10 protein-coding genes are annotated in these 9,696 nt (G+C 47.7%); 3 read left to right on the top strand and 7 right to left on the bottom strand.

Features of this window, described 5'->3' with window-relative positions; translation table 11 throughout:
• Nucleotides 1-83: 83 nt before the first annotated feature.
• The 3 genes from DNH61_RS04380 to DNH61_RS04395 form a co-directional block, all read right to left on the bottom strand.
• The gene (locus DNH61_RS04380) at nucleotides 84-917 is read right to left on the bottom strand and encodes an aminoglycoside phosphotransferase family protein (RefSeq protein ID WP_245947930.1); all 834 of its coding nucleotides are present in this window, start codon (nucleotides 915-917) and stop codon (nucleotides 84-86) included.
• Nucleotides 907-1,686: an SDR family oxidoreductase gene (locus DNH61_RS04385; RefSeq protein ID WP_111145459.1), complete on the bottom strand. Its 780-nt coding sequence runs from the start codon at nucleotides 1,684-1,686 to the stop codon at nucleotides 907-909. Before DNH61_RS04385 ends, DNH61_RS04380 begins: the two co-directional genes overlap by 11 nt.
• A gap of 553 nt (nucleotides 1,687-2,239) precedes the next feature.
• Nucleotides 2,240-3,313, bottom strand: a complete 1,074-nt coding sequence (locus tag DNH61_RS04395; RefSeq protein WP_111145460.1) for a polysaccharide deacetylase family protein — start codon at nucleotides 3,311-3,313, stop codon at nucleotides 2,240-2,242.
• 361 nt (nucleotides 3,314-3,674) lie between these two features.
• Here DNH61_RS04395 and DNH61_RS04400 point away from each other — a divergent pair, with 361 nt between their 5' ends.
• Nucleotides 3,675-5,033: a Calx-beta domain-containing protein gene (locus tag DNH61_RS04400; RefSeq protein WP_181438577.1), complete on the top strand. Its 1,359-nt coding sequence runs from the start codon at nucleotides 3,675-3,677 to the stop codon at nucleotides 5,031-5,033.
• 393 nt (nucleotides 5,034-5,426) lie between these two features.
• Here DNH61_RS04400 and DNH61_RS04410 read toward each other — a convergent pair whose 3' ends face one another.
• The 3 genes from DNH61_RS04410 to DNH61_RS04420 all read right to left on the bottom strand — a co-directional run bounded on the left by DNH61_RS04410 (nucleotide 5,427) and on the right by DNH61_RS04420 (nucleotide 7,977).
• A complete protein-coding gene (locus DNH61_RS04410; RefSeq protein ID WP_111145463.1) occupies nucleotides 5,427-6,302 on the bottom strand; it encodes a protein kinase family protein in 876 nt (291 codons plus the stop codon).
• 134 nt (nucleotides 6,303-6,436) lie between these two features.
• Nucleotides 6,437-6,994 carry a hypothetical protein gene (locus DNH61_RS04415; protein ID WP_111145464.1) on the bottom strand — a complete coding sequence of 186 codons (558 nt, stop codon included), beginning with the start codon at nucleotides 6,992-6,994 and terminating at the stop codon, nucleotides 6,437-6,439.
• Entirely contained in the window at nucleotides 6,991-7,977 is a 987-nt protein-coding gene (locus DNH61_RS04420) for a hypothetical protein (RefSeq protein WP_146240943.1), read from the bottom strand. The genes DNH61_RS04415 and DNH61_RS04420 overlap by 4 nt, the downstream gene beginning before the upstream one ends.
• Nucleotides 7,978-8,064: 87 nt before the next feature.
• Between DNH61_RS04420 and DNH61_RS04425 the strand changes: the two genes are divergently transcribed.
• Both DNH61_RS04425 and DNH61_RS04430 read left to right on the top strand, forming a co-directional pair.
• Entirely contained in the window at nucleotides 8,065-8,712 is a 648-nt protein-coding gene (locus DNH61_RS04425; RefSeq protein ID WP_111145466.1) for an HNH endonuclease family protein, read from the top strand.
• A gap of 89 nt (nucleotides 8,713-8,801) precedes the next feature.
• Nucleotides 8,802-9,047: a hypothetical protein gene (locus DNH61_RS04430; protein WP_111145467.1), complete on the top strand. Its 246-nt coding sequence runs from the start codon at nucleotides 8,802-8,804 to the stop codon at nucleotides 9,045-9,047.
• Between the two features lie 20 nt (nucleotides 9,048-9,067).
• Here DNH61_RS04430 and DNH61_RS26080 read toward each other — a convergent pair whose 3' ends face one another.
• The gene (locus tag DNH61_RS26080) at nucleotides 9,068-9,505 is read right to left on the bottom strand and encodes a hypothetical protein (protein ID WP_146240944.1); all 438 of its coding nucleotides are present in this window, start codon (nucleotides 9,503-9,505) and stop codon (nucleotides 9,068-9,070) included.
• Between the last annotated feature and the right edge of the window lie 191 nt (nucleotides 9,506-9,696).

Consider the following 9,696-nt stretch of genomic DNA (forward strand, 5'->3'; position numbering starts at 1 on the left):
ATAATAGTTGGACTTGATGCTTCTATACTATCATTTCAGGGATAAGGGGATTTCTTTTCGATTGCGCAGTTGATGATAGTGCTTCAGATTATTTCCCATTCACCGAAATGATCTCTTATAAAGTGAACTTCACTCTCATAATGCGCCAAATGCCCCTCATCAATCATCTTCTGAAAGGCCTGGTTTCCGTTAGCGGCAAATTTCTTGATCGTTTCACACAGTACCATTAATCGTTCGATTATCCACTCCTGCAGATTGCTGGGAACAGGAATACCATAGGCTTCAAAGAACAGACGGATTTTTCGAATGCGCTCTGCAGCATGTTTGTCATGCTGATAAGGTACGACCTCCATTGCTCCAGAAGAGAAATCAGGCGTGAAACCGCCAAGCGGCACCGAGGTATACAGGGTATAAGCAATGTCCCACAAGCGTGGACCCGGACCTGCCATGTCAAAATCGATCAGCGCCGCTGGCTTCCCATTCTGAAAGACAAGATTATAAAACGCTGCGTCATTATGGCAGATCACTTCGTGCTCGGCAACGTTAGCGTAAGTAAGCTGCCATTTAGCCTCACTGCCGGGCTTAAAGGTTTGAGTTGCATCATGGAACTGACGTAAAAGGCATGCAAAGCCGGTAAGCGTTTCGTCTGTCCACCATATGCGCGTTTCGAGTTCAGGCTGATTGATTTCACCCGTAACAAAAGTCAATATTTCACGGCCATTATCATCGATTCCGAGAAATCTTGGTGCTCCTTCAAAGCCTTGCTGTTCCAAATGTTTAAGAAGTTCATGGACACTTGGACTCCAATAACCTGTAGGGCGCCGGACGGTATCTCCAACACGGACGATATGGTTTACATTCCCGCCGCTTAATACTTCTTCCCGGGTCGTATGCTTAATGTCAATATTATCTTCCAAGAAATCCACCCTCTGACTTAATGACTTGTCCGGTAATCCACTGGGATTCATCACTCACCAGCAAAGCGACGCCGCGTGCAGCATCCTGCGGTGTACCTATTCTCCCCATCGGGAACATTCCCAGAAAATGCTGCTTCATATCCTCATTCATCCAGCCGGAATCTGTCGGTCCAGGGTTAAACCCGTTTACAGTTATGTTTAAATGCGCTAGTCCGACGGAGAGAGGCTCAACGATCCCCGTTAATGCTGATTTCGTCGTAATATAAGCCAGGTTGTTCGGATCCGGACCTCCAGATAACATAAAGATCACCCTGCCAACAGTTCCCTGCGGCATATTGGTCTCAAACCTCCTCGCGAACTCGGCAGTAAGCAGGATTGTTCCACGAACATTGACGGCATAGTGGTTGTCAAGTGTAAGTGCATCCAGCATCTTGTAATTTGCAGGGCTTTCGAATGTCGCGTTGTTTATTAATATCGCAGGTGTACCAAGTTTTTGTTCTGCTTGATCCATGATCAGAGAAGGCGATTCTACCTTTGCTAAATCGGCTTCCATATGGAACGCCCGAACACCTATGGTTTCCAGCTCTCTCTTTAAAGCTTCTGGCCACCCGGGATCAAGACCATTACCTTCTTTCGCATCAAATGCACTCCAATGTGTAAAGAAAATATCTGCGCCAAAGCTGGCAAGTGACCGGCATATCGCGGTACCGATCCCTGTTGATCTGCTAACACCCGTTACAACTGCTATTTTATTCTTTAATGTAATCATCGTGTTCCTCCTTTTGCGGTGTGGAGGATATTCAGACAGGAATCAATTGAGATGCATTTCCCCATAAAAAAAACGAATACCTGCCAGGTATTCGCATGCTGGGTTTATGATAACCGCTGCCCGCGTACCCTGTAAAGGTGATATGAACAGCAAATAAAAGCAGCAGATTGCCACTTTCATTACGTGTTCAAACCATGGTTTCCCCTACAGTTTATAGCGTACACATAGTAGATTCCTGACCCCTTTGCTTGCATCTCCATGTCATTATATTCTGCTAGAATGGAAACTTCAACTATGTGCCCGTGATTAATGGTGAACGTCCTAACAGGCAAACAAGGCGCCATCAGGCGCCTTGAGCAAGTTCACGGACTACTTTTTCTTCTTGGACAGCAAGCCAATCGACACAACCAGGCAAAGCCCGATGGCAATCCAGACTGCCGCTTCCATCTTCCATCACCCTTTCACACTCGGGACTTCCTTGCTGACAGGGTAATCCATATTGTTAGGAACGTCAATGGAGCATGCCCGGCTGCCGATTGTTCAGGATTTTGTGTTACTTAATCTCCAGATAGTCAATTAACACATCCCATGTCCCGTTATCCGAGGTGCATACGAGCTGAATCTCTTGGTTGCCGGTTCCATGACTCACATTGTTAATTGTGTAAACCGCAGGATAGCTCCCGCCGAAGTAGAAGGTTCCCTTCGTTACACCGCCGATTTTCAGATCGACCCGCGCCATGTTTCCGTTGCTAGAAGCCCCTCGCAGGGAGATGCTGTGCGTGCCGCTGGCAAAATACTGCGTGTATCTCACCGAATCATTATTGGCGTATAAGGCGACTCCCGAGAATGGCGAGCTGATGCTGGATGTGTATGGGCCGCTCTTGGTCATGCTTTCGGCTTCCACCTTCGTGCTTGTACCTGGAGAAGGAGTACCGCCGCTCCCATCGTCAGGCGCAACCGCCCGCCCGGTACTTGGCGAGATCATCCCGGAGCAAAGGCCGCGGCTCTTCAGATTTTGCGCAATCTGGGGGATGGCTTGGAGCGTAGTCTGGTACTGATCGTGCATCAGAAAGACATCGCCGTTTTGCAGCCTGCCTGCAGCGGCCACAATCTGGGCGGTGGAGGCGCCGTTCCAGTCCTGGGAGTCGACGTTCCAGAGCACTTCGGTGAGACCGTTCTGAGCTGCTACAGACTTCAACGCTGCATTCGTTGCGCCATAAGGCGGACGGAACAGCTTTGGAGCTGATCCGGTTGCCGACTGAATGGCCTGCTGGGTTCTTATAATTTCCGATGACATTTGGGAGCTGCTGAGTGTTGTCATATTGGGATGCGTATAGGAGTGATTACCGATCCACATGCCGGCTGCCGCTTGATCGCGGACTAGTAGCGGGTTATTCTGCGCATTCTGCCCAGTATTGAACATCGTTGCCCGTAAGCCAGCCTGCTTCAGGGCATGAAGCAGGTTTGTCGTATTGCCTGTCGGGCCATCGTCGAACGTTAGCGCTACATAACCGTTTACGCAGCTGGATTCAGCTGCGTTCACCACTGGCGCTAAGTGAGCGGACAACAACGTGCCTGCAGCAAGGGTCAGGGCCATTGTTCCTTTAAATAGCTTTGTTTTGAACATCATCATACCTCCCATGAAATGAATTAGCATAAGATCGTACCAGGATGCTGTGCTGCTACCAGACTTAGTGCCGACCAGCTCCTTTCTAAAAAAATGTAAGCGATTACAAAAATATGTTATCAAATCCTTCCTTATTTTTAACCTTAGAATATTTAGCATCTGCTGTAGAAAGTTTAGTAGTTATACGCTGCGGGTTTCTTTTTCGTTGTGTCAGTTAGAGGTACACCTCAACCTAGCTTTTACAAAACTTTTAACAGTAAGTCATTGTTATGGTAATATGATGCTTGATAGGTAATTTTAATCAATGTATAGTAATTGTGATACAAAGTGTATCGATTATAAAGCAGAAAGGAACAAGAGAATGAGAAAAAAAGTAGTCAGCTTATTTACAGCACTGGTCGTATTCGCATCCTTACTGCAGTTTTCCACAGCGCAGGCGGCCGAGCCGGTCGCAATTGGTTTAACAGATTTTGACTTGCCAAAACGTTCATCGCAGGAGAGATGGATGAATTACTACGGTCAAAATGAAGGAGATGGCGACCGGCAGGTGAAGGTGAAAATGGACGGTCTACTGGCATCCGGGAGCGAAGAAGCCATCGTCCGTTATACAGTCGAACAGAAGCTGTATTATGGTCCAACAACGGCGCTTTGTCAGATTGACCCCGTAGGTCCGCTGAGTGGAAGGCTGACCTTCTCCAACGGCTCAACCGAGCAAATGATTACCATTCCAATCGCAGACGATGACAAAACAGAATGCACGGAATATTACTTAATCACACTGGAACCGGAGACGGCTAACGCCGAGGTTGATCCCTATGAAAGTGATTCGGCAGTTCTTTATGTATTCGATGACGAGCCAACTGTGATATCCTTCACCCACGAAAGCAGTATGAAAGATCCTCTATGGGATCTCCGTGAAGTAGACGGAGGTGAAAGCAAGCGCCCCGTTAATAATTACTATGCGCTTGGACATCAGAAAGGTATTGTCGTGCTCGGTGATTTGAGCAGCAAAGTGAGTGCTGATATTGTATATAAAGACTGCGGTTGCACCTATGGTGAGGACTACATCGTTAAGACGAGTCAATTTGAATTTCAGCCGATTCATTTTGACAAGAGTGTCGACTATTCAACTACAGAAATAGACCCGTTTTTCGACCACGAGTCCCCCCTCTCGCCATTCAAGTCATACAGACAATATTTCGAAGTCTACAATGACTCTCATCCGGAAGCAGTCGAAAGCTTTCGGATGCAGCTGAAGAACGTGAAGAACGCTAAACTGGGCAAACACCAAACGGCCTATGTCTCTATTACAGACACTGATGGGGATTACTTCACGTTTGGGTATGATGGGGTGACCCTGCTATACGGAGATAAGAATCTTAGCAATATTGTCTTGCGAATTTCAAGAACTTCGTCTGACAAGGCTGCATCTGTCCGAATCCGGATCGCCGAGGATACCCGTGACCTGATCAATGACGAGTTTGAAGCCATACCAGGTATTGATTACGAAGCGTTCGAAGACCAGGTGCTAATGTTTGCGCCAGGCGAGACTAGGAAGGAACTCACAATACAATCACTTCCCACCTTCAGTCCAGCTCCCGCCCCCAACATATGGGCCCCTAAAAGCTTCCATATTGAGCTCATTGAACCGTCAGATGGATATACAGTGAGGAGCCATCTGCTGGTAAATATTATGCGCCCCTATAACCTGGTTAGCTAAGTTATATATACTAGTTTATTGAAAGAAGCCGCGTTTGCGGCTTCTAATCGTTTTTTTGCTGCCGGACAAAGTTTCCCTTACCCGCTGCCGGTTTTCTTATACTCATAGAGTGGTTGATAAGTAGATGGACACCCCGAGAGCTGCAACCCCAGCAAAACCCGTTAGTAATCTTGTTCCCGGAGGATACTTCTTTTCATAGTCTTCCTGATTATAAGTATACAATTCGGCTGTCAGAACCAGTTGCGATAAGCTTAAACATAAGATCATGAGAAAACGGTAAACCGCAGACGGTGAACCCGTAAAGGTAAGTATGACGAATAGAAGTAATAAAGCATGGAATAGATAGCGCGTATACTTGAGTATGGTCAACTTTTTCACGAAGCCCTCCTTATTTCAACTGATTAACGCTGCATCCCAAGCGTACTTAAACTCGCTAACCGACGTATATCGCTGTTCCCGTTCCTTGCTTACAGCCCGCAAAGCGACTTCGTACAGTGACCGGCCCGCTTCCCATTTGGAGAATGAAAGATCCATCTCACCGCCAAGTAAACCAAATGCGATCGCTCCCATGGTGAAGACATTCGTTCTTGCATCAATAGGCGCACCTAAAGTGAACTCCTCCGGTGACTTCGACCGTACTGCTCCCCAAAAGTTCTCACCCAGATCATTCACAGACGGAGCTGTCCTGTAAAAGTCAATGTCGCAGATCATGGTTACATCTGTTGAAAAATCATACAAAATGCTGCCATCGTAAAAATCAACAGCCACGCAGCCTTTTGACTCCACATGTTTATGAAATTCATAGATAACATCAAGTGACCGAAGCCTCTTCTCAATGGGCAACTGCTTGAATTTGCAGTAAGGCGAGTCAGGGTGGGTATGCTTGGCGTCCCCTGCAAACAGCCAATGGGAATGCAGGCATTCGCCTTTAAACCATTCGAATACGGCGGCGTACCCATCCCTTGTTTCAAAATGATTAATGAGCTTAATTAAATGTGGATGCTCTAAGGTCTTGTAAAGCGGCACGGCAGCAGATAACCTGGCGACCGCATCTCTTGGGTCTCCGGAATAATCCATCGGCCGGCAGCCTGCGTATTTAACAAACAGCCTGGTGCCATTCTTTTCTACGCCGAAGCTGATGTTGCCGGAATCCTGCTGGTCAAATACACAGAAGACCGTGCCAAGAGATTGAAGCCATTCAAAATCATGCTGCTCTTGCAGTTCAAACGAAACATGGTCAAGCTTACATTTTACCGGAAGGCTCTTCATACATTTGTCCCCTCTTGTTGGGGCATTCACGCAGTTTACAGGGCTATTGATACGTTATCCCCTTTATTATTCTGGCCCTACTATCCATTAATTGTCTTACCATAAGACATCACTCCTCTCAATTGCCTATATTATCAAGCATTAAGTGACAGACGGAATAACACACGGATTAACAACAGCTCAACGAAGAAGATGAACAGACTAGAGAGTTGAAGCACCGACACCACGCTATCTTCCATATTCAACATAAAAGGATAGAATAAAAGCTGTATGGCAAACAAGGCTATATAGAGCTTCATAATGGAATCAACTGCGGCTGCTAAACCCGGCTGAATTGTTGCTTTGCCAATTGTGTACAGCCCCCTGAAAATGAGAATGACACACCACACATGCAGTATGGCCGCAGCTTGAACGTAAGCATGCATGCCAAGCGGGACAGCTGCAAATTGTTCCATATCGATGCTGCTCTTGAACATAAGCTGCGGCAATGATACGAAGAGAAGAACAAGCGCCAGCCAGCCTGCATGCCTAATATGGCTGTCCATGGCTCTGATATGGTTCAAAGCAAAGAGAATAATCAGGTATCCAACGAAGTCGGGAAAAATATCAAAGCTTTCCAAATGAAAATCTAGAAGTGGAAAGACAAGGCCCCAGCCAAGCCTCCTATAAACACTGCGCAGTGAAGGGCTCAAGGCAGCTCACCTCCAGAACGTGCGAACCAGTTGATCTGCTTCTCGCTTAAGTAGCGGTTGAAACTGATTGGAATCCGGTCATGTATGATTTCGCCATCCCCTGTTGTGTAGCTTAAGAGAAAATTGGCCCTATATATCTCAAAGGCCGCTGCTGTCTCCGCGGGAATCTTCCATACATAGTCAAAGATAAGCGTGTCACCGGCATCGAGATGGATAGGCATCTCGGTGACCGGTCCATCAGGGGTAATCACATTGAACTCGAACAGAGAGCTAAGCCTGTCACTGAAGCTGTAATCGACTTGTTCCAGAGTGAGATCCTCTTTAACATTGACGGTGTACTGGCCGGTACCATCTGAGGAACCCCCGCTTGAGACTGATTCCAGCAAGCCCTCGCTTCGTTCCCACATGATATGGATTTCACCGATCGGCACTTTCTCTGGAGGACCTTCGCTATAATAAACGGTCGCCTCTGTAATGATAAGCGGTTCCCTCACCATGGGCGGGTTTTCCTCACCATTCCACGAACCATAAGCCTTTCTAATGACTTGATACCTATAATTTCTATTGGGTGGATTGATTTCAAACCGAACCTGCGGCAGTTTTTCAAGCTTAATCCCTGTTACCTTCTTGCCGTCCCTTTTGTTCTCCAAAAAGGTCAACTCAATCCAATCGCTTTGATTGCCGTTCAGAATCATATAATGCTTCAGGAAAACTGGCTTATCCAGCTGCATTGACTCGTAGTACCATATATTCCCGATCCAGCTTGCTGTAATGAGCAGCAGAATAGTCGGTAAAATATACTTTTTCCCTCTTCCGGCACGAAAATTTGAATTTATGTACAGAGCTTCTCTCCCCCTCTCATTCACCCAGTTTATCACTTTTATGGAAGCTATGTAAGAACATTTCTGGCGTCTTCCCTCCAAGCCCAAAGTCCAACCAACCTTCCCAGAATACATATAAACTTTACTTGCGCGTAATCCCAAGTTCATATACTCCCTATAAAGTAATAATCTGGGTGGACAAGGAGTTTGCCCAATCCAATTACCGAATGGAGGGATTTCGTGTTTCAAATGTTAGGAAGAAAGGGTAAATCGGCGGTTGTGTCCCTATTGTTAGTGGCAGCCTTGTTAGTCAGCACGGTTGCTGTACTGCCTCAGACAGCCTCGGCTCTGCCAAGTGGAACACCAACCAAAGCGACTGCACAATCGCAATTGGACTCGCTGATCGTAAAATCCGAAGACTCCATGACTGGCTATTCACGTGACAAGTTCCCGCATTGGACCAGCCAAGGCGGCGGCTGTGACACTCGTCAAGTTGTGCTGAGGCGTGACGCTGACAGCTACAGCGGCAATTGCCCCGTGACGTCCGGCAAATGGTACAGCTACTTCGACGGTGTCACTGTATATTCGCCGTCCGAGCTCGACGTCGATCACATTGTGCCGCTGGCTGAGGCATGGCGTTCCGGCGCCAGCAGCTGGTCCACGGAACAACGTCAAAAATTCGCCAACGATCTCAACGGCCCACAGCTGATTGCAGTGACCGCCAGCGTGAACCGGTCCAAGGGTGACCAGGATCCGTCGACGTGGCAGCCGCCGCGTGCCGGCGCCCGCTGCGCCTATGCGAAGTGGTGGATTAACACCAAGTATCGTTGGGGCCTTCACCTGCAGTCGTCTGAGAAGTCTGCGCTTCAAAGCATGCTCAACGCCTGCTCCTACTAAGTCCGTAAGCAGCGTCTGCAGGTGTTATTCGGTTGCCGGTCGGTAGTGCCTGCAGCGCTATCATTCAAGCCGGGAAGGGAGCTTCTTTTATGGAAATGAAGTCGTCAATCTTTACCGCTACTCATGGTGTAATGACTACTGAGGTCGGTGTAATCAGCGGGGAACTCGAGCTCCGGAGCACCTGCGAGGATGATGGCTCCCTTACGTTCGCGATCACATATGTGGGTGCCGAGGAGTGGTACACGCTGCCGGGTGAGGGCTATCGCCTGCATGATCCGCGTGACCATGAGGTCGTCCACCGCATCCTCGCCACCGTGCTGGAACGCAAATCATAAGACCGGGCAGCAATGATTAACTACTCTAGGGGGACAGATATCGTTATCGTATCTGTCCCCATTTCCTTCCTGCCAGCCGCTTCTCTTGAGCCAACCTCAATCCCTAATTCAGAGGATTTTGGCTGGTTGCCGCTCCTATCGGGATCTCTGACCAGCTCTAGTACAACGGTACCCGAACCCCCTCCTGTTGGTGTATAGCTTCTGTCCCTTCCAATCTCAATCCAGGCGTTCCACTGGCTTAACGGGTTACTCTCAGTAGTCCATGTCGCGATATAATCAGCCGCATTGGCGGGAGGTTTATGATCGGGGTAACTGCTAGTCACATTGGAGACAGACCAATGCTCAGGGATATAGAATGCCACACCTCCCCAATCGTCAGGATCAATTTCAATTGCTGCAATAATGGTAATATGATCAGGGCTCTCTTCACGGCCTTTTATAAAAATGGTTCCCTCCACAGAGGTATCAACATCGCTAGAGATGGAGCTAATGCTAAAATTTTTGCTCTCAATAAGATGCTCGTTGATCGTATGCCCTTGCGGAACCTTTTCTCCAGTTGAAACGAATAAACTAGTAATGGCGATACAAATAATTAATGCGGCAAACAGAAAGAGTACAAGTCTTTTCTTGACTGGGTGTATAATCTTAC

The sequence above is a fragment of the Paenibacillus sambharensis genome (assembly GCF_003233845.1).
Classification (GTDB): domain Bacteria; phylum Bacillota; class Bacilli; order Paenibacillales; family Paenibacillaceae; genus Paenibacillus_I; species Paenibacillus_I sambharensis.

What these genes read in the sequence shown, in the direction of transcription:
- DNH61_RS04385 (WP_111145459.1), bottom strand. Translation starts at nt 1,686, where the DNA reads ATGATTACATTAAAGAATAAAATAGCAGTTGTAACGGGTGTTAGCAGA.
- DNH61_RS04395 (WP_111145460.1), bottom strand. Translation starts at nt 3,313, where the DNA reads ATGTTCAAAACAAAGCTATTTAAAGGAACAATGGCCCTGACCCTTGCT.
- DNH61_RS04400 (WP_181438577.1), top strand. Translation starts at nt 3,675, where the DNA reads ATGAGAAAAAAAGTAGTCAGCTTATTTACAGCACTGGTCGTATTCGCA.
- DNH61_RS04410 (WP_111145463.1), bottom strand. Translation starts at nt 6,302, where the DNA reads ATGAAGAGCCTTCCGGTAAAATGTAAGCTTGACCATGTTTCGTTTGAA.
- DNH61_RS04425 (WP_111145466.1), top strand. Translation starts at nt 8,065, where the DNA reads ATGTTAGGAAGAAAGGGTAAATCGGCGGTTGTGTCCCTATTGTTAGTG.
- DNH61_RS04430 (WP_111145467.1), top strand. Translation starts at nt 8,802, where the DNA reads ATGGAAATGAAGTCGTCAATCTTTACCGCTACTCATGGTGTAATGACT.